This is a genomic window from Bradyrhizobium sp. LB13.1, assembly GCF_054056815.1.
Genome location: NZ_JBSRYQ010000001.1, coordinates 6,710,519 through 6,729,652, shown reverse-complemented (window position 1 = coordinate 6,729,652; position 19,134 = coordinate 6,710,519). Strand labels below are relative to the sequence as shown.

Sequence of the window (19,134 nt, the reverse complement as noted above, 5' to 3'; positions counted from 1 at the left end):
CGATGCTCGAGCCCGCGTCGCCGATCGACTTTTCCGGCCTGGTCCGTGAGGGTGATCTCGTCGTGTGCGGGCAGGCGACTGCGGAGCCGGTCACGCTGACAGAAGTGCTGATGGCACAGGCGGAACATCTTCCACCGTTTCGCATGATGGTCGGACCGGTGTTCTCGGAGACGTTTCCCGCAGGCCCCGCGCCCAACGTGTCGTTCCTGAGCTATGGCGTGATCGGCAATGCCCGGCGGCTCGCTAAGGCCGGACGGCTCGATCTGATTCCGAGCAACTACAGCGCGTTCTGCGCCGACTTCGCCGCGCGCCGCCACAAGGCCGATGTCGTTCTGGTGCAGCTTGCGGAGTCCAAGGGGCGGCTCAGCGCCAGTCTCTCCAACGACTATGTCATCGATGCCGCGCGCGGTGCGCGCCTGGTCATCGCCGAGATCAACCCGGATGCGCCTTTTACGTTCGGAGCGGAGTGGCCTGAGGACGTGACGATCCATGTGCGCGTCCCGGCCCGCTGTGCGCCAGTCGAGCTGGCGTCGCCGCCGCTGGACGATGTTTCGCGGCGCATTGCGGCGCATGCGGCGGGGCTGATCGACGATGGCAGCACGCTGCAGTTCGGCGTCGGTCGAATTCCGGACGCAATTCTCTCCTCGCTCTCGCATGTACGCAATCTCGGAATCCATTCCGGCCTGATCAACGACGCCGTCGTCGATCTGATCGAACGCGGTGCGGTGACGAATGCGGAGAAGGGTATCGATGCCGGGATCACGGTTACCAACCAGGTGATCGGGACGCAGCGGCTCTATCGCTTCGTGCACGAGAACAACGCTGTTTCGGTGCGGCCGACGTCATACACACACGGCCAGGACGTGCTGGCCCGCATCAACCGGCTGGTCGCGATCAACTCGGCGCTCCAGGTCGGGCTCGATGGCAGCGTCAATTCCGAGACGCTGAATGGCGTTGCGATCGGTGCGATCGGCGGGCAGCTCGATTTCGTGCGCGGCGCCAATGCCTCACCTCGGGGAAGGGCGATCATCGCGCTGCCGGCGACGGCTTCGGATGGCACGAGCCGGATCGTCGCCCATGTCGAGACAGTGACGACCCCCCGCGCCGATGTCGATGCCATCATCACCGAATGGGGCGTTGCCGAGCTGCGCGGCTGCGGCCTTGCCGAGCGTGCGCGCCGCATGATCGCGATCGCGGCGCCCGGGCACCGCGACGCGCTATCGGCGCAGCTTCGTCGATGAAGCGAAGCCCGTAGACGCTATTCGGCAGCGATCCGATCCATCGCCATGGCCCGAAGCCGGGCGCGCTGGATCTTGATGCCGTTCGCGCTGTCGGTGACGGGGAAGGCCTCCACGATATAGATCCGCGCCGGGACCTTGTAGCCGGCGAGCCGCTCGCGCAGGCGCGTGATCAACGCTTCCTGCCGCGGCGGCTCGTGGTGGGGTTCTTGGGCTGGGATCACGAAGGCAACGCAGCGCGCCTGTCCCTTCAGATCGACCCGCGACGACCTGGGCGTCGGCAACGCCGGGGCACGATTTGAGCTCGTCCTCGATCTCGCCGGGCGCGACAAGGAAGCCGCCGAGCCGCATGGCGTCGCCCGCGCGGGTTTCGTAGACGAAGGAGCCGTCGGCGCGCAGCCGGCCGATATCGCCGGTGCGGAAGAAGCCGTCCGCGGTGATGGCGTCGCGTGTCGCCTCGGGATTGTTGTAGTAACCGAGGAAGCGCGACGGCGCGCTGATCTCGATCTCGCCGGAGACACCTTGAGCCGCGGGCTCGCCGGTCTCGGTGTCGCGCACGCGCACCCTCGTGTCGGGTGATATCGGCCAGCCGCCGCCCTCGATGCGATCAGCAAAGCCATCACTGGAGTGTGCGATTGAGAACAGCGCCTGCAGCTCGCTCGAGCCGTAGAGGCCGAACAGGGGCATGCCGCGGGCCTCGGCGTCCGCGGCGAGCTCGCGCCAGCCGGGCTGGAACGCGGCGAAGCCGCAGACCTCGAGATGATGGCGGAAACGGACGCGGTGCATCGGTGAGGGCGAGGATGCGGCGGAACATCTCGTCCGAGCCGAATGCGTGCGTGATACCGCATTCGCCGAGAATCCTCAGCGCCGGCGCCGCCTCGAAGGCGTCGAGCACATGGACGGTCGCGCCCGCTGCGACGATGCCGAGCAGGCTTGTCATGCCAAAGGTGCCGCAGAGCGGCAGCATGGCCAGCAACGAATGGCGCTGCGGCGAGAGCTTTAGCGCCGTGGCAATGGAGACGGCGTGGCTCGCCAGCGTCCGCTGCGAATGCGCGACGAGTTTTGGTCCTTTGGTCGTGCCTGACGTCGTGTAGAGCAGAACCGGCAGATCGAAATCATCCTGAGCCGGCGGGGCAGACGGATAGGATCTGTCGAAGGCATCGAAGCGCACGCACGGCCAGTGTGCGGGAATCGCATCCGCGCCGACCACCGCGATCTCTCGTAGCGCAGGCACTTCGTCCCTGGCGACGTCGGCGAGGATGGCGGCAAAGTCGATCGCGCGGAATTCGGCTTCGACTACCATCAGCCTGGCGCCGGACAGCTTCAGGAGATGGGCGACCTCGGCGCTGCGGTAGCGCGTATTGACGGCGGCGATGATGGCACCGAGGCGGGCGACGGCGAACAGCAGCGCGATCCATTCGATCCGGTTGACCAGCCAGACCGCGACGACGTCGCCCTTGCCGATACCGTGCGCGGCAAGCCAGGCGGCGGTCTGCTCGATCTTTTCTGAGAACTCCGCGCGCAGGAGCGGCGTGCCGTCGAACACGAAGGCCGGATCGGCGGCGGCCTCGGTTCCGATCAGGGATTGCAGCGAAAAATCATTGGCGTTCATGGCAACCGGACTAACCCGATCGCGCAAAGCTGTCTACTTGGTGCCGAACATCCGGTCGCCGGCGTCGCCCAGGCCCGGCACAATGTAGCCGTGGTCGTTGAGCCGCTCGTCGATCGCGGCGGTCCAGACCGGCACGTCGGGATGCTCGCTCTGGAACTGCGCGATGCCTTCGGGCGCGGCCAGAAGGCAGACGAAGCGGATGTCGCGGGCGCCACGCGCCTTGAGCAGGGAGGCGCCGGCGCAGGCCGAGTTGCCGGTCGCCAGCATCGGATCCATCAGGATCACGGTGCGGTCCGACAGATCCTGCGGCGCCTTGAAGTAATATTCCACGGCCTGCAACGTCTCGGGGTCGCGGTAGAGCCCGATATGGGCGATGCGCGCCGAGGGCATCAGCGCCAGCATGCCGTCGAGGAAGCCGACGCCCGCGCGCAGGATCGGAGCCAGCGTGAGCTTCTTGCCGGCGATCTTGGGCGCCTGCATCGGCGCGATCGGCGTCTCGATCGCGACCAGCTCCAGCGGCAGGTCGCGCGTCACCTCGTAGCCGAGCAGCATCCCAATCTCGTTCAGGATCTCGCGAAAGCTCTTGGTCGAGCGGTCCTTCTCCCGCATCAGGGAGAGCTTGTGCTGGACCAGGGGATGGGCGACGACATTGACGTTGCTGATGCTCATGAAATCGCTCTACACGGTTCCGTGAAATTGCGCCAGATCGGACGAGCGTTTTTGGCGGGATACGCAGCCTCAAGCAAGGATCGCCACCGCCGTTCGCGCCCGGTTGCTTGCCTCGCAGGCAACCATAGTCAATTCCCGCTCGATTGCCGTACGCGTGGCGACGAGAGGCTAGATCCCAAGCCCCCGCGCCACGAGCGTGATCACGATCGTCAGGATCGCGCCCCAGACCAGGCTCAGCGTCATGGTCAGGATCGTCGTGGCGACCACCTGCTCGAGATTTCCCTTGAGGAGCTGCATGCTAGCCGTCCGAAGTCGGGGCTGCGGTGAGACGCATGCCGAGGAGCAGCAGTCCTATCAGGGCGATCAGCATGATGATCTTGAGCTCGATCATGTCTGTCGCCTTGCGGCGACGAGCGCCGCGAGCCGCTTGGCCCCTCCAGCAATCGTGCGGCCAGCACGATCAGCGGATTGCCGCGGTTCTCGATGTCGAGCTCAAAAATCCCGGTGGGAAACACCAGCGCGCACCTTGCCGGCTTGCTCTGCCGGTTGGCGAAATCGACCGCCGAACTCTTTAACAGGAACAGGCCGCCGATGCGCCCGTTCGCTTCCCGGACAACCCAGAGGCCGGCCGCGTTGCGCCCGATGAAGAACGCGGGAATGGAGGCGCTGACGACATCGGGATCGAGCGACTTGAGCAACACTGGCGTCTGCCGGGCCTCGGGCGCGCGAGGGGCAGCTTGAAGCGCGATTGCCGCCATCGCGGCCTCCTCACACATCTGCAAGGTCATGATGGTCTGCCATTCTGGTCAGGCGTGCAGGTGCCAGACATGGATCGCTGTCTTCAACGCGATGAGCGCGGTGAGCACGCTGCCCATCGAGAGCACGCCCAGCGCGCGTAATGCCAGGCGCTTGAGCTGGGCCTTGCGTGCCATCGAGATCCGTACCGGGCGTTCGACCTTCCCAAAGTGCCGGTCAAAGCCATGTGTCAGCATCGACATGTTGGAAGTCCTTATGCGTGGTGCGGCGATACGGCCGCTCCGACCCTGGCTCGTATGATGGATGTCGAAGCATAGGAATGCGAGACGACTGTCCGTGCAGCGATATAGGAACGTCATAAGTGCCGTGCCTACGCTCCGACGCTATCGTTCAGCTCCTCGTCGGCGATCGCGGCGATTGCTCGGGCGACCTCCGCTCGCGCAACGTCGTTCAGCGGCATGATCGGCAGCCTAGTATCCGGCCGCATCAGATCGAGGATGCTCAAGGCGCATTTCAGCGCCGCCGGGCTCTCCCGAGAGAGACAGGCGATAAGCGGGATGAGGCGCTTGTGCAGGTAGCGCGCCGATTGCAGGCGGCCCTGCCTCGCCTGTGAGAAGATCGTCCGGCAGAGATCCGGGGCGACATTGGCAATCTCCGAGATCGCGCCATCGCCGCCGCTCGCGATGAAGCTGAAGACGGTGGTATCGTCGCCGGACAGCAGGCGAAAGCTGGCCGGCAGAAGCCGACCCAAGCGCATCGGGCGACTGATATCGCCGCTGCCGTCGCGTAAGCCGGCGAATTGCCGGGATTCCGCGAGACGCACGATGGTCTCGTCCGCCAGCGGACGCAGCGTGCGCGAGGGAACATCGTGCAGGATCATCGGCAAACCGGTCGAACCGGCAATGGCGCGAAAATGCGCGAGCATCCCCTCCTGCATCGGCTTGTTATAGGCGGGCACGGCCGACATGATGGCATCGGCACCCGCAGCCTCCGCGCGCCGCGCGAGTTCGATGGCGTGGCCGGTCGCATTCGACATCGCGCCGGCGATAATTCGCGCGCGACCGCGGACGACGTCGACAGCAGTGCGAATGACGAGCTCCTGCTCGGCGGGCGAGAGCGTTGGCGCCTCGCCGACCGTCTCGCAGATCACCAGAGCGGGGACGCCAGCCGCAACCTGGCGCTCGCAGAGCGCGGCGAACGCCTCGAGATCGATGGCGTCAGCCGCGTCGAACGGGGTCGGTACGTCCGGAATGATGCCGGTGAACCAAGCTGAGGGAGGGATGAACATGGCTTTTCGCTCGAAGGCGCCGGCTCAGGCGGCGTGCCGCGAGATACTGCTGTTGCCGCTCTTGCCCATGTCGAGTTCGATCTCGCGTGGCAGCTCGACGATGGTCTCGGGATGCTGTCCGTTTTCGAATAGCGCATATTTGATGGCCTGCGCGCGGCTGACGAACAGGCCGCCATAGAGGCCGTTCTGCTCCTGCGCGATCCAATGGCCGCGACTGTTCCTGCCAATGAAGACGATGGTGGAAGGCGCTGCACGAGGGAGGTTCGATGAGTTTCACTTCGATATTCCTTCTGATCGCTACAGGTGGCGGCAGCATCGACCGCGCCTGCAGACTCAATATCTTTCCTTGCGAATATGATTTCGAGGGAGGCCACGCGACGATCTCATAGGAAGGTCGGAAAGGCGTGAGCCCGCCGAACCCGTCAGGCCGCTCTAGCCGAAATTGTCACAGACGACAGGTTCGTAAAGCGAATCCAGCGGCGCACGAACAGAAGGAACGCTGGGCCGTGACATCTCCGCGGCCAATGCCTGGGCCTCGATGAAGGCCGACAGCAGGGCCAACGAAAGATCCGCGTGGCGCGCTTCGACCGCGGCATCCAGCCAGTCCGGCAGCTCGCGCTCGCGCGAGAGCGCGCAGTGCCACTCGCCCTCGTCGTAGGCGATGCGGCGGACCTGCCACGTCGGCAGCTCGAGCTCCATCAGTGCCAGTGCGGCATCGGCCCAGGCTTCTGCGTCGAGCAGTCGCATGACGCGCGCGGTGCGGCCGTTTTGTCCAAGCGAGGGGAAGTGCCGACAGGCGTGGTCGATGATCTCGAGCATCAACGGTCGCGTCATTGCGCGCGCATCGCGCAGGCGTTCGCTGAACGAAGGTGGATCGTAATGTCGGAGTGCGGCGGTCATGTTCAGGCCTCCTGGAATTGGTGTCGGTCAGTCGGCCGGCATGCCCAAGATGGCTGGAAGCACGTTTGAAAACGAGATGAGGAGCGGGCGAGAGATATAAGCATTTCATAAGTGTGCGTATGCCTCCGGGTAAGAGGCAAAAGACAGCGCTCATTCTCGACTGTCATCGCCACCGAAGGTGAAGGCTTATAGAAACCGGCATTTTGAAAAGACCTTCCCCACAGTCTGCCTTAAGGATGGGTAGCGATGGTGACGGTGGATCGCGTCGCTGCGCCACCTGCCCGGAAAGACCGCCTGGAATGCGTTGTCAGTGTCGCATGGCCGCTGGCGAAGACGTGCCGGCCTTTATGAGATTCCTATAATTTCGCCATCGGCTTCATCTCGAAAATCTATGTACACGGTGGGACTTCAGCACGGTGAAAGTCCCGGCCGGGCGCAGACACCCGTTGCATTCGCGCGGAGCAAGCGGCCTGCCGGCATCCAGAGATTGATTACGCCGGATATCGTCTAGCAAGGAGTATCGCCATGATGGACATTTTGATGATGCTGGGGCTGGGCTTCGGCTTCTTCGCCCTCGCGATCGGCTACACCTACGCCTGCGAACGTCTTTGAGGGAGCGGACCATGATTTTCGATTATGCGCTCGCCGGCACCGTCTCGTTTGGCCTCCTGATCTACCTCACTTACGCGCTGCTTCGGCCTGAACGGTTCTGACCGTGCCGCTTCTCCTCGAATTACTGCTGGCGGACGCCGTGCTCGTCGCCTGCCTGCTATCGGTGCTCCCGCCGCTTATGCGCCGGGCACCAAGCCTGAAGGGTTGATTCCATGACTATGATCGGTTGGCTCCAGATCATTCTCTTCTGCGGCATCATCGTCGCGCTGACCAAGCCGCTCGGCTGGTACATGACGCGCGTGTTCAACGGCGAGCGGACGTTCCTGTCGCCGGTGCTGCGTCCGATCGAGGCCGGCATCTACTGGTTCTCCGGCGTCGACGAGAAGCGCGAGCAGCATTGGCTGACTTACACGGTCGCCATATTGCTGTTCCACGTCGGCGGATTCCTCATCATCTACGGCGTGATGCGGCTTCAGGCCGTGCTGCCGTTCAATCCGGCTGGTCAGGGGGCGGTGGCCGAGGATCTGTCCTTCAACACCGCAATCTCGTTCATCACCAACACCAACTGGCAGAACTACGGCGGCGAAAGCACGCTGTCCTATCTCGTGCAGATGCTCGGCCTGACGCACCAGAACTTCCTGTCGGCGGCAACCGGCATCGCGCTGGCGGTGGCTTTGATCCGCGGCTTCTCACGCGCCTCGGCGCGCACTGTCGGCAATTTCTGGGTCGACGTTACCCGCACGACACTCTACGTGCTGCTGCCGATCTGCATCGTCTACACGCTGTTCCTCGTCTCGCAGGGCATGCCGCAGACGCTCGGTGATTATGTCGAGGCGACCACGCTCGAAGGTGCCAAGCAGACCATCGCGGTCGGCCCGGTCGCCTCCCAGGTCGCGATCAAGATGCTGGGCACCAATGGCGGTGGCTTCTTCAATGCCAATGCCGCGCATCCCTTCGAGAATCCGACCGCGCTGTCGAACTTCGTGCAAATGCTCTCGATCTTCGCGCTTGGCGCCGCGCTCACCAACGTGTTCGGCCGCATGGTCGGCAACCAGCGCCAGGGCTGGGCCATTCTTGCCGTGATGGGCGTGCTGTTCGTCGGCGGCGTTGCCGTCACCTATTGGGCGGAAGCCAGCGGCACCTCGGCCCTTCATGCGCTCGGTCTCACCGGCGGCAACATGGAAGGCAAGGAGGTTCGCTTCGGCATCGTCGCGTCCTCGCTGTTCGCCGTGATCACGACGGCCGCATCCTGCGGAGCCGTCAATGCCATGCATGACAGCTTCACCGCGCTCGGCGGCATGATTCCGCTGATCAACATGCAGCTCGGCGAGATCATCGTCGGCGGCGTCGGCGCTGGCCTTTACGGCATGCTGCTGTTTGTCGTGCTGGCGATCTTCGTGGCGGGCCTGATGGTCGGCCGCACGCCGGAATATGTCGGCAAGAAGATCGAGGCGCGTGAGGTCAAGATGGCGATGCTCGCGATCCTGGTGCTGCCGCTGATGTATCTCGGCTGGACCGCGGTCGGCGTGGTCTATCCGGTGGCGGTCGCCTCGATGGCGAATGCCGGACCGCACGGCTTCACCGAAGTGCTCTACGCCTTCACCTCGGCGACCGGCAACAACGGCTCGGCCTTCGCGGGCCTCACCGGCAACACGTTATTCTACAACCTTACGCTGGCAAGCGCGATGTTCGTCGGCCGCTTCTTCATGATCGTCCCTGCGATGGCGATTGCGGGCTCGCTGGCCGCCAAGAAATCGATCGCGCCGTCGGCGGGCACATTCCCGACCACGGGCGGACTGTTTGTCGGGCTTGTCGTCGGCGTGATCCTGATCATCGGCGGCCTGACTTTTTTCCCGGCGCTCGCGCTCGGCCCGATCGTCGAGCATCTGGCGATGAACGCCGGTAACCTGTTCTGATTGTTGGAGCGACCTCCATGGATACGATGAAACTGCATAAGCGCGCGTCAATGTCGGCGATGCTCGACCCGAACATCGTGGTGCCCGCGATTAGCGCCTCTTTCACCAAGCTCGATCCGCGGCTGATGGTGAAGAACCCGGTGATGTTCGTGGTCGAGGTCGTGGCCGCGCTCACCACGGCGATCTTTCTGCGCGATGTCCTTACGGGAGGTGCGGGCCTGGGCTTTACCTTCCAGATCATCCTCTGGCTCTGGTTCACGGTGCTGTTCGCCAATTTCGCCGAAGCGGTTGCCGAAGGCCGCGGCAAGGCACAGGCCGAATCGCTGCGCAAGACACGCACCGAGAGCCAGGCCAAGCTCCTGAGTGGTGCCGGCCGAGCCTTCAATCTCGTGCCGGGCACGAGCCTCAAGGTCGATGACATCGTGCTGGTCGAGGCCGGCGATACCATTCCCTCCGATGGCGAGGTGATCGAGGGCGTCGCCTCCGTCAACGAGGCCGCGATCACCGGCGAATCCCGCGCCTGTCATCCGCGAATCCGGCGGCGACCGGTCGGCGGTGACTGGCGGCACGCAGGTGCTGTCCGACTGGATCCGCGTGCGGATCACGGCAGCTCAAGGTTCGACCTTCATCGACCGCATGATCAAGCTGGTCGAGGGCGCCGAGCGGCAGAAGACGCCAAACGAGATCGCGCTCAACATCCTGCTGGCCGGCCTCACCATCATCTTCGTGTTCGCCACCGTCACCATTCCGAGCTATGCGGCCTATGCCGGCGGCTCGATCTCGGTGATTGTGCTGGTCGCGCTGTTCGTGACCCTGATCCCGACCACGATCGGTGCGCTGTTGTCGGCAATCGGCATCGCCGGGATGGACCGCCTGGTGCGCTTCAACGTGCTGGCGATGTCCGGCCGCGCGGTCGAGGCGGCCGGCGATGTCGACACGCTGTTGCTGGACAAGACCGGCACCATCACGCTCGGCAACCGCCAGGCGACCTCCTTCAGCCCGGTGCGCGGCGTGACCGAGCAGGAGCTCGCGGACGCGGCCCAGCTCGCATCGCTCGCCGACGAGACCCCGGAAGGCCGTTCGATCGTCGTGCTGGCCAAGGAGAAACACGGCATCCGCGGCCGCGACATGGCCGAGCTGGGCGCCACCTTCATCCCGTTCTTGGCGCAGACCCGCATGAGCGGCGTGGATGCCGGCGGCTCATCGGTGCGCAAGGGCGCGGTCGATGCCATGCTCAACTATGTCGGTGGCGGCGCGCCGCTGGCGGTTGCTTCAGGCAACACGGTCCGCGCCATCCAGCCTGCGGTGCTTTCGGATATTGGCCGGGAGGTGCAGACGATTGCGGACGAGATCTCCAAGGCCGGTGGTACGCCGCTGGCGGTTGCCAGGGACGGCAAGCTGCTCGGCATCATCCAGCTCAAGGACATCGTCAAGGGTGGCATCCGCGAGCGCTTTGCCGAGCTGCGCCGCATGGGCATTCGCACCGTCATGATCACCGGCGACAATCCGATGACGGCCGCGGCAATCGCGGCGGAAGCCGGCGTCGATGATTTCCTGGCGCAGGCAACCCCAGAGGACAAGCTCAAGCTGATCCGCGACGAGCAGGCCAAGGGCAAGCTGGTGGCCATGTGCGGCGATGGCACCAACGACGCGCCGGCGCTCGCGCAGGCCGACGTCGGTGTCGCCATGAACACCGGTACCCAGGCCGCGCGAGAGGCCGGCAACATGGTCGACCTCGATTCCAACCCGACCAAGCTGATCGAGGTGGTCGAGATCGGAAAGCAGTTGCTGATGACACGAGGCGCGCTGACGACATTCTCGATCGCCAACGACGTCGCCAAGTATTTCGCGATCATCCCGGCGATGTTTTTGGCGTTCTACCCGCAGCTCAACGTGCTCAACGTCATGAACCTGTCGAGCCCGCAGAGCGCCATCCTGTCGGCAATCATCTTCAACGCGTTGATCATCGTTGCGCTGATCCCGTTGGCGTTGAAGGGCGTTGCCTACCGTGCGGTCGGTGCCGGCGCGCTGCTACGGCGCAACCTGTTGATCTACGGGCTCGGCGGCATCGTCATTCCCTTCATCGGCATCAAGGCGATCGACCTCGTCGTCACCGCCTTGCATTTGGCATAACCCCGTCATTGCGAGGAGCGAAGCGACGAAGCAATCCAGACTGCCTCTGCGGAAAGACTCTGGATTGCTTCGCTTCGCTCGCAATGACGGAAGAAATAGGAGAAACACATGCTCAGAGAAATACGCCCCGCCATCGTCCTCCTGCTGGTGCTCACCGTCATCACGGGTCTGGCCTATCCGCTCGCAATGACGCCTATTGCCGGCGCGCTCTTCCCCGCACGGGCGCAGGGCAGCCTGATCGAGAAGGACGGCAAGGTCGTTGGCTCCGCCCTGATCGGGCAGGAGTTCAAGGACGACAAGTACTTCCACGGCCGTCCCTCGGCGACGTTGGCGCCAGACCCGAATGATTCGACCAAGACGGTGCCGGCACCCTACAACGCGGCCAATTCGGGCGGATCCAATCTCGGTCCGACCAGCAAGGCGTTGGCGGACCGGCTGAAGGAAGACGTGGACAAGCTCAGGGGCGAGAATTCCAACGCCGCGGTGCCGGTGGACCTGGTGACCACTTCGGCCAGCGGTCTCGACCCGGACATCTCGCCGGAGGCGGCACAATTCCAGGTACCGCGCGTCGCCAAGGCCCGGAATATGCCGGAGGACACGTTGAAGCAGCTGGTGGCCTCCGCCACCCAAGGCCGTTTGCTCGGCCTGCTTGGCGAACCCCGCGTTAACGTATTGGCGCTGAACCTCGCGCTCGATCGTGTGGCCGCGAAGTAGCGGTCTAGGCTCGTGGCATCAGGGTGATTATACTGGCACCATGGTCCGAGAGCGCCGCGATCCAGAACAACGTCCGTCGCCCGAGGCGCTGCTGGAAGCAGCGCGCAGGGAGGAGAGTGCGAGCGGCAAGCTGAAGATCTTCGTCGGCGCCGCTCCCGGCGTCGGAAAGACCTATGAGATGCTGCAAAGCGCACATGCCAGGCGCAAGGCCGGCATCGATGTCGTGGTCGGCTTCGTCGAGACCCATGGCCGCGCCGAGACCGAGGCGCTGGTGCGCGGGCTGGAGGTGATCCCGCGCAAGAGGCTCGACTACCGCGGCCAGGTGATCGAGGAAATGGACCTCGATGCCGTGATCGCGCGCCGGCCGAAAATTGCGCTGGTCGACGAACTCGCCCACACCAACGGTCCCCTTTGCCGCCATCCCAAGCGCTATCTCGACGTCGAGGAGCTGCTGTCACACGGCATCGACGTCTATACCGCCGTCAACGTCCAGCACATCGAAAGCCTGAACGACGTCGTTGCCCAGATCACCCATGTGCGGGTGCGCGAGACAGTGCCGGATTCCATATTCGACTGCGCCGACGCGATCGAGCTGATCGACCTCACGCCCGACGATTTGATCCAGCGCCTGAAGGAAGGCAAGGTCTATGTTCCCAAGCAGGCGGAGCGGGCGCTGGAGCATTATTTCTCGCCGGGCAACCTCACCGCGCTGCGCGAGCTCGCTTTGCGGCGCACGGCCGAACGGGTCGACGAGCAACTTCTCAGTCACATGCAGGCGAATGCGATCTCGGGCCCCTGGGCCGCCAGCGAGCGCATCCTCGTCTGCGTCAGCGAAGATCCGCGCGCGGCTGGCCTCGTGCGTTACACCAAACGGCTCGCCGACCGGCTGCACGCGCCGTTCACTGCGGTTTCGATCGAGACGCGGCGGTCCCTGCAATTGTCGGATGAGCAGCGCGATCGGCTGGCCGACACGCTCCGGCTCGCGGAATCGCTCGGTGGCGAGGCGCTGACGATTCCAGGCGTCGGCCGCCGCCTCGCCGACGACGTCGTCAACTTCGCGCAGGGCAACAACGTCACCCAGATCGTGATCGGCAAGTCGACGCGCTCGCGCTGGTTCGAGATGACGCGCGGCTCCGTCGTGCATGATCTGGTGCGCCGGTCCGGCAATATCAGCGTTCACGTTATTCCCGGCGACGAGCTCACGAGCGAGCCGGCGCCGAAGACGGCGGTGCAGACGGCAGCGCGATCAGACCCGTTCGATGCCCGGCCCTATCTGAAGGCGCTCGGGATCACCGCGCTTGGTCTTGCTGCCGCCGTCGCCATCAAGCCGTATGTCGGTATCGAAAACGTTGACCTGATGTTCCTCAGCGCCGTGGTGACCGTTGCCGTGCGCCACGGATTGTGGCCGTCGTTGCTTGCGAGTGTCGCGGCGTCGCTTTCCTACAATTTCTTCTTTCTGCCGCCGGTCTATACCTTCACGATCACCGATCCGACCAATGTCGCGGCGTTCTTCTTCTTCATGCTGATTGCGTTCGTGGTGTCGAATGTCGCCGGGCGGGTCCGCACCCAGGCTGACACCGCGATCGGCCGCATCAGGACCACCGAGCAGCTCTACGCTTTCAGCCGCAAGCTCGCCGGCACCGGCACGCTCGACGACGTGCTGTGGGCGACCGCCTACCAGATCGCGCTGATGCTGAAAGTCCGTGTGGTGCTGCTGCTGCCGGAGGAAGGCCTGCTCACGGTGAAATCAGGCTATCCGCCCGAGGACGATCTCGATCAGGCTGACCTTGCCGCCGCCAACTGGGCCTGCAGCAACGACCGCCCCGCAGGCCGCGGCTCGGACACGTTGCCGGGCGCAAAACGGCTGTTCCTGCCGATGCGCACCGGGCGCGGCCCGATCGGCGTCATCGGCATCGACAACGACCGCACCGGCCCGTTGCTGACCCCGGACCAGCGCCGCCTGCTCGATGCGCTGGTCGACCAGGGTGCGCTGGCGATCGAGCGCGTGCTGCTTGTTGAGGACGTCGATCGCGTCAAGCGCACCGTCGAATCCGAGCGGTTGCGTTCTGCATTGTTGACCTCGATCTCGCATGATTTGAAGACGCCGCTCGCATCCGTGCTAGGTGCGGCCTCGACCATGCGCGATCTCGCCAGCGCGCTCTCCGACACCGAAAAGCGCGACCTGCTTGCCACGGTGATCGACGAATCCGAACGGCTCAACCGCTTCATCGCCAATCTGCTCGACATGACCAAGCTTGAATCCGGCGCCATCGTGCCCAACACCGCGTTGCACGATCTCGGCGAGATCGTCGGTAGCGCGCTACGGCGTGCAGCCAAGATCCTCACCGCCCACAAGGTCGAACTGGTGTTGGCCGCAGACCTTCCTATGCTCCAGCTCGATGCGGTGCTGTTTGAGCAGGTGCTGTTCAACCTGCTCGACAACGCCGCCAAATATTCGCCGCCCGACATGACGGTCTCGATCCGCAGCCGGCGCAACAGCGATCACGTGGTGCTCCAGATTGCCGACGAGGGCGACGGTATTCCGCCCGAGGAGCTTGAGAGCGTCTTCGACAAGTTCTATCGCGCGCAGAAGGGGGATCGTGTCCGTCCCGGCACCGGGCTCGGGCTCGCCATCTCCCGCGGCTTCGTCGAGGCGATGCGGGGCACGATCTCGGCCGCGAATCGCAACGACCGGAGCGGCGCGGTTCTGACCATCCGTCTGCCCATTCCGGCCCAGACCCAGGCATTGGACACCGCCGCATGAGTGCTGCCCCGATCAAGGTGCTGGTCATCGACGACGAGCCGCCGATCCGCAAGTTGCTGCGGATGGGGCTCTCGACGCAAGGCTATGAAATCCTGGAGGCGTCGAACGGCAAGATGGCGTTGGAAAAGCTTGTCGAAGAACCCGCGCTGATCATTCTTGATCTCGGCCTGCCCGACATCCAGGGCCATGAGCTGCTGCGCACCATCCGGGCCCGCAATGAAGCTGTGCCGATCGTGGTGCTATCGAGCCGCGGCGACGAGGCCGGCAAGGTACAGGCGCTCGATCTCGGCGCCGACGATTACCTGACCAAACCGTTCGGTATGGACGAACTCCTGGCACGTCTGCGCGCCGCGCTGCGGCACCAGCTTCAGGTCCAGGGCGAGCGCCCGGTGTTCCGCACTGCTGACCTCTCCGTCGATCTGGTGCGCCGCATCGTCAAGGTCGGCGAGCGGGACGTCAAACTGTCGCCGAAAGAATACGATCTCCTGCGCGTGCTGGTGCAGCATGCCGGCAAGGTGCTGACCCATCGCTTCCTGCTTAGGGAGCTCTGGGACGAACTGACGGATGCGCAATACCTGCGCGTCTATGTCCGCCAGCTCCGCCAGAAGATCGAGGCCGATCCGGAACGGCCGCAATATGTGCTGACGGAGACCGGGATCGGGTATCGGCTAAGGGCGGGGGATTAGCTGCTTGCGGCAGCCACGACGGAGATTGTGGCGCGAGCCTCCATCAGCATCGTCATTGCGAGCGCAGCGAAGCAATCCAGACTGTCTCTCGGGAAAGGTTCTGGATTGCTTCGCTACGCTCGCAATGACGGAGTAAATCAACCCGCCTTGCGACGCCCCGCCGCGGCCCTTTGCGTCTTCTTCGCGCTACGTTGCCGTCCCCTCGTGCGGCGGGCATGAGACTTTCCCGACGTCTTCTTCCCGCCGCGTCCCTTCAAGCTCTGCTTCAGCGCATCCATCAGGTTGACGACGTTGCTCGGCTTCTCCTCAGGCTCCGGCAGTTCGATTGTCTTGCCGCTGGCCTTGCGCCTCACCAGTGCCTTTAGCGCGTTCTCGTATTCGTCCTTGAACTTGCTGGGGTCGAAATGGGCCGTCTTGGTCTGGAGGATATGGCCGGCGAGCTCCACCATGTCCTTGGTGATCTTCGGGCTCTTGATGTCGTCGAAGAACTGGCCCTCGTCGCGCAGCTCGTACGGGAAGCGCAGGGTGGTGCCGAGCAGGCCCTTGCCAAGCGGCTCGATCGCGATGATATGCTCGCGATTGGTGAGCACGATCTTGGCGAGCGCCACGCGGTCCTGGTCCTTCATGGCATCGCGGATCACGGCAAAGGCGTCGATCGCAGCCTTTCCGTCGGGCGCGACATAATAGGGATGGTTGAGATAGCGCTGGTCGATCTCGTCGCTCGGCACGAAGCTTTCGATGTCGATGGTGTGGTTGCTCTCGATCTGGACCGCTTCGAGCTCCTCCGGCTCGATCTCGACATATTTGCCCTTGCGTAGCTCGTAGCCGCGTCCTTTCTGATCGCTCTCGACGACGTCGCCGGTCTCGGCGTCGATCATCTGCTGCTTCAATCGGTTGCCGGTCTCGCGGTTGATCATGTGAAACCGCGTCTTCTCGGCCGCGGTGGTCGCCGGATAAAGCACAACGGGGCAACTGACCAGCGAGAGCTTCAACGTTCCCTTCCAATAGGCGCGCGGGGCCATTCCGTTCTCCAGCGTCTTCGAGTCATTTTGGAACCCCAACCGTCCCGTGGGGTTTTGGTTCCGGGTGGGTTGTGGGCCGTGATAGGCTTTCACGCCAAAAGAGAATCCGGGATCAGTCGTGCTGCAAAAGCTCTCTAAGTATCGACAGAAACGTGATTTCGAGAAGACACCGGAGCCGTCGGGCAAAACGGCAGCGGTGCCCTCGAAGCAGCGACGCTTCGTGATCCAGAAGCACGATGCGACGCGACTGCACTACGATCTACGGCTCGAGTTCGACGGCGTCTTCAAGTCCTGGGCGGTGACGAAAGGGCCCTCGCTTGACCCGCACGACAAGAGGCTGGCCGTCGAGGTCGAGGACCACCCGCTCGACTATGGTGACTTCGAGGGCACGATCCCGGAGGGCCAGTATGGCGGCGGCACGGTCATGCTGTGGGACCGCGGCACCTGGGAATCCGAGGATCCCGAACGCGGGTTCAAGAAGGGCGACCTCAAGTTCACGTTGCATGGCGAGAAGCTGCACGGCAGCTGGGTGCTGGTGCGCATGCGCAACGACCGCACCGGCGGGAAGCGCACCAATTGGCTCCTGATCAAGCACCGCGACGAACATGTCCGTGAGGGCGCAGACAACGACATTCTCGAGGAGGACAAGTCGGTCGCCTCCGGCCGCGCGATGGATCAGATCGCCGGAGGCAAGGGACGCGCGCCAAGACCGTTCATGCTGGCGAAGGGCGCCAATGCCAAGGCCGACGCGGTCTGGCAGTCCAATCGGGCCGAAGAAGCGAAAGGGCGCACGGTCAAGCCGGCGCCGCGCGCGGCGTTGAAGACCGGCAAGACGGCAAAGAAGAAAGCCACGACCGCGACCGCGAAGAAGGCGGCGGAGATACCGGATTTCGTGGCGCCGCAGCTCTGCACGTCGGTCGAGCGCCCGCCGGGTGGCGATGGCTGGTGTCACGAGATCAAGTTCGACGGCTACCGCGTGCAGCTTCGGGTCGAGGGCGGCGAGGCGACGTTGAAGACGCGCAAGGGCCTCGACTGGACCGGAAAATTCGCAAGTATTGCGAAGGAAGCAAGCGTGCTGCCGGACGTGATGATCGACGGCGAGATCGTCGCGCTCGACCATAATGGTGCGCCGAACTTCTCCTCGCTCCAGGCAGCACTATCCGATGGCAAGACCGAAGATCTCATCTTCTTCGCCTTCGATCTCCTGTTCACCGAGGGAATCGATTATCGCCGCCTGCCGCTCGGTGAACGGAAAGACCTCCTCAAGGAGTTGCTGGAAGCACGCAAGAAGAAATCGAGCCAGATCCGTTATGTCGAGCATTTCGAAAGCGGCGGCGATGCGGTGCTGCGATCGGCCTGCAAGCTCGAGCTCGAAGGCGTGGTGTCGAAGAAGCTCGATGCGCCTTACCGTTCGGGACGGTCAGAAAGCTGGACCAAGGCCAAATGCCGTGCCGGGCATGAAGTCGTGATCGGCGGCTGGAAGACCACCAACGGTAAATTTCGCTCGCTGATGGCGGGCGTGCATCGCGGTGATCATCTCGCCTTCGTCGGCATGGTCGGCACCGGCTTCGGCGCCGACAAGGTCAAGCGCATCTTGCCGTCGTTGAAGGCCATGGAGGCCAAGCAAAGCCCCTTCGGCGGCAAGAATGCGCCGAAGAAGACGGGCGAGGTGCACTGGCTGAAGCCGGAGCTCGTGGCCGAAATCGAGTTCGCCGGCTTCACCGCCGACGGCAATATCCGCCAGGCCGCCTTCAAGGGTCTGCGGCAGGACAAGCCGGCGGAGGAGGTCGAGGCCGAAACGCCCGCCGATACCGAGCTTGCCGAGCCTTCCACCAGGTCACGGGGCAGACCCAGGCCTGCCGCCCGGCCGAAGGCAAGCGGCGGTGCCGAAGTGATGGGCGTCGTGCTCTCCAAGCCGGACAAGGAGTTGTGGCCGGACGGCGGCGACGGCAAGGGCGTGACGAAACTCGATCTCGCGCGCTATTTCGAGGCGATCGGTTCCTGGATGATCGAGCATATCAAGGGCCGTCCCTGCTCAATCGTGCGTGCGCCTGATGGCATTGGCGGTGAGAAGTTCTTCCAGCGCCACGCCATGCAGGGCACCTCGAATCTGATCGAACTCGCCAAGGTCTCAGGCGATCGCAAGCCCTATCTGCAGATCGATCGCCTCGAGGGGCTCGCGGCCGTGGCGCAGATCGGTGGCGTCGAGCTGCATCCCTGGAATTGTGCGCCAGGTGCTTATGACACGCCGGGCCGGCTGGTGTTCGATCTCGATCCGGCGCCGGATGTTGATTTTCCCGAGGTCGTCGATGCGGCCAAGGAGATGCGGCAGCGCCTCACCGATGTCGGCATGGAGAGTTTTTGCAAAACCACCGGCGGCAAAGGCCTGCATGTGGTCGTGCCGCTGCTCCACGGCGCACGGGACAAGGTGAGCTGGAAGGAGGCAAAGGCGTTCGCGCAAGGGGTCTGCCAATGGATGGCGGGTGACGAGCCCGAGCGCTATCTGCTCAACATGTCGAAGAAGCTGCGCGACGGGAAGATTTTTCTGGACTATCTGCGCAACGATCGGATGTCGACGGCGGTGGCGCCGCTCTCCCCCCGCGCACGAGATGGTGCAACCGTGTCGATGCCCGTCACGTGGGCGCAGGTAAAGAGCGATCTCGATCCGAAGCGCTACACGGTGCGGACGGTACCCGGATTGCTGACGCGATCAAAGGCGTGGGATGGCTACGATGATGCAGCCGCGTCGATCAAGGCGGCGATCAAGAAGCTCGCGGGGAAAGTGAAGTAGGGCGGGGTAGCCGAAGGCGTAGCCCACCCTACT

13 protein-coding genes and 3 pseudogenes are annotated in these 19,134 nt (G+C 64.0%); 8 read left to right on the top strand and 8 right to left on the bottom strand.

Going from position 1 to position 19,134, the window contains the following annotated elements; all coding sequences use genetic code 11:
• Positions 1-2 precede the first annotated feature (2 nt).
• The gene (locus ACVWYI_RS32495) at positions 3-1,241 is read left to right on the top strand and encodes an acetyl-CoA hydrolase/transferase family protein (RefSeq protein ID WP_247442848.1); all 1,239 of its coding nucleotides are present in this window, start codon (positions 3-5) and stop codon (positions 1,239-1,241) included.
• Between the two features lie 17 nt (positions 1,242-1,258).
• Here ACVWYI_RS32495 and ACVWYI_RS32490 read toward each other — a convergent pair.
• The 7 genes and pseudogenes from ACVWYI_RS32490 to ACVWYI_RS32460 form a co-directional block, all read right to left on the bottom strand.
• A pseudogene (locus tag ACVWYI_RS32490) lies at positions 1,259-2,850 on the bottom strand (AMP-binding protein).
• Positions 2,851-2,883: 33 nt separating this feature from the next.
• Positions 2,884-3,519 (bottom strand): uracil phosphoribosyltransferase, encoded by a 636-nt coding sequence (gene upp / locus ACVWYI_RS32485; protein ID WP_247442844.1) that lies wholly within the window; start codon positions 3,517-3,519, stop codon positions 2,884-2,886.
• A 168-nt stretch (positions 3,520-3,687) separates the two neighbouring features.
• The gene (locus ACVWYI_RS32480) at positions 3,688-3,816 is read right to left on the bottom strand and encodes a hypothetical protein (RefSeq protein ID WP_256467627.1); all 129 of its coding nucleotides are present in this window, start codon (positions 3,814-3,816) and stop codon (positions 3,688-3,690) included.
• A gap of 509 nt (positions 3,817-4,325) precedes the next feature.
• Positions 4,326-4,517, bottom strand: coding sequence for a hypothetical protein (locus tag ACVWYI_RS32475; protein ID WP_247350829.1), 192 nt, complete (start codon positions 4,515-4,517; stop codon positions 4,326-4,328).
• 128 nt (positions 4,518-4,645) lie between these two features.
• Complete coding sequence (dapA, locus tag ACVWYI_RS32470; RefSeq protein ID WP_247442842.1) at positions 4,646-5,563, bottom strand: 4-hydroxy-tetrahydrodipicolinate synthase; 918 nt, start codon at positions 5,561-5,563, stop codon at positions 4,646-4,648.
• Between the two features lie 24 nt (positions 5,564-5,587).
• Positions 5,588-5,840 (bottom strand): annotated as a pseudogene (locus ACVWYI_RS32465) (hypothetical protein).
• A 155-nt stretch (positions 5,841-5,995) separates the two neighbouring features.
• On the bottom strand, positions 5,996-6,463 hold the full coding sequence (locus ACVWYI_RS32460; protein ID WP_247442840.1) for a hypothetical protein: 468 nt from the start codon (positions 6,461-6,463) through the stop codon (positions 5,996-5,998).
• A gap of 623 nt (positions 6,464-7,086) precedes the next feature.
• On the opposite strand from ACVWYI_RS32460, the gene ACVWYI_RS32455 reads away from it, so the two are divergent.
• The 6 genes and pseudogenes from ACVWYI_RS32455 (at position 7,087) to ACVWYI_RS32430 (ending at position 15,288) form a co-directional block, all read left to right on the top strand.
• The gene (locus ACVWYI_RS32455) at positions 7,087-7,176 is read left to right on the top strand and encodes a K(+)-transporting ATPase subunit F (RefSeq protein WP_008133410.1); all 90 of its coding nucleotides are present in this window, start codon (positions 7,087-7,089) and stop codon (positions 7,174-7,176) included.
• Positions 7,177-7,287: 111 nt separating this feature from the next.
• Positions 7,288-8,991 carry a potassium-transporting ATPase subunit KdpA gene (kdpA, locus tag ACVWYI_RS32450; RefSeq protein ID WP_456664204.1) on the top strand — a complete coding sequence of 568 codons (1,704 nt, stop codon included), beginning with the start codon at positions 7,288-7,290 and terminating at the stop codon, positions 8,989-8,991.
• Between the two features lie 17 nt (positions 8,992-9,008).
• A pseudogene (gene kdpB, locus ACVWYI_RS32445) lies at positions 9,009-11,124 on the top strand (potassium-transporting ATPase subunit KdpB).
• A gap of 108 nt (positions 11,125-11,232) precedes the next feature.
• Positions 11,233-11,838: a K(+)-transporting ATPase subunit C gene (locus ACVWYI_RS32440; RefSeq protein WP_247350835.1), complete on the top strand. Its 606-nt coding sequence runs from the start codon at positions 11,233-11,235 to the stop codon at positions 11,836-11,838.
• 40 nt (positions 11,839-11,878) lie between these two features.
• On the top strand, positions 11,879-14,602 hold the full coding sequence (locus tag ACVWYI_RS32435) for a DUF4118 domain-containing protein (RefSeq protein WP_456664203.1): 2,724 nt from the start codon (positions 11,879-11,881) through the stop codon (positions 14,600-14,602).
• Positions 14,599-15,288, top strand: coding sequence for a response regulator (locus ACVWYI_RS32430; RefSeq protein WP_247442830.1), 690 nt, complete (start codon positions 14,599-14,601; stop codon positions 15,286-15,288). The genes ACVWYI_RS32435 and ACVWYI_RS32430 overlap by 4 nt, the downstream gene beginning before the upstream one ends.
• Positions 15,289-15,425: 137 nt before the next feature.
• Here the strand turns inward: ACVWYI_RS32430 and ku are convergent, their stop codons facing one another.
• Positions 15,426-16,310: a non-homologous end joining protein Ku gene (gene ku, locus ACVWYI_RS32425; protein ID WP_354105765.1), complete on the bottom strand. Its 885-nt coding sequence runs from the start codon at positions 16,308-16,310 to the stop codon at positions 15,426-15,428.
• Between the two features lie 118 nt (positions 16,311-16,428).
• On the opposite strand from ku, the gene ligD reads away from it, so the two are divergent.
• The gene (ligD, locus tag ACVWYI_RS32420) at positions 16,429-19,101 is read left to right on the top strand and encodes a DNA ligase D (RefSeq protein WP_456664202.1); all 2,673 of its coding nucleotides are present in this window, start codon (positions 16,429-16,431) and stop codon (positions 19,099-19,101) included.
• The last annotated feature ends 33 nt before the right edge of the window (positions 19,102-19,134 follow it).

Bases quoted from the DNA above. Each gene is read 5' to 3' on its own strand.
- ACVWYI_RS32460 (WP_247442840.1), bottom strand. From the start codon at position 6,463: ATGACCGCCGCACTCCGACATTACGATCCACCTTCGTTCAGCGAACGC.
- ku (WP_354105765.1), bottom strand. From the start codon at position 16,310: ATGGCCCCGCGCGCCTATTGGAAGGGAACGTTGAAGCTCTCGCTGGTC.
- ACVWYI_RS32480 (WP_256467627.1), bottom strand. From the start codon at position 3,816: ATGCAGCTCCTCAAGGGAAATCTCGAGCAGGTGGTCGCCACGACGATC.
- ACVWYI_RS32430 (WP_247442830.1), top strand. From the start codon at position 14,599: ATGAGTGCTGCCCCGATCAAGGTGCTGGTCATCGACGACGAGCCGCCG.
- ACVWYI_RS32455 (WP_008133410.1), top strand. From the start codon at position 7,087: ATGATTTTCGATTATGCGCTCGCCGGCACCGTCTCGTTTGGCCTCCTG.
- ACVWYI_RS32440 (WP_247350835.1), top strand. From the start codon at position 11,233: ATGCTCAGAGAAATACGCCCCGCCATCGTCCTCCTGCTGGTGCTCACC.
- kdpA (WP_456664204.1), top strand. From the start codon at position 7,288: ATGACTATGATCGGTTGGCTCCAGATCATTCTCTTCTGCGGCATCATC.
- ACVWYI_RS32475 (WP_247350829.1), bottom strand. From the start codon at position 4,517: ATGTCGATGCTGACACATGGCTTTGACCGGCACTTTGGGAAGGTCGAA.
- ACVWYI_RS32435 (WP_456664203.1), top strand. From the start codon at position 11,879: ATGGTCCGAGAGCGCCGCGATCCAGAACAACGTCCGTCGCCCGAGGCG.
- ACVWYI_RS32495 (WP_247442848.1), top strand. From the start codon at position 3: ATGCTCGAGCCCGCGTCGCCGATCGACTTTTCCGGCCTGGTCCGTGAG.
- dapA (WP_247442842.1), bottom strand. From the start codon at position 5,563: ATGTTCATCCCTCCCTCAGCTTGGTTCACCGGCATCATTCCGGACGTA.
- upp (WP_247442844.1), bottom strand. From the start codon at position 3,519: ATGAGCATCAGCAACGTCAATGTCGTCGCCCATCCCCTGGTCCAGCAC.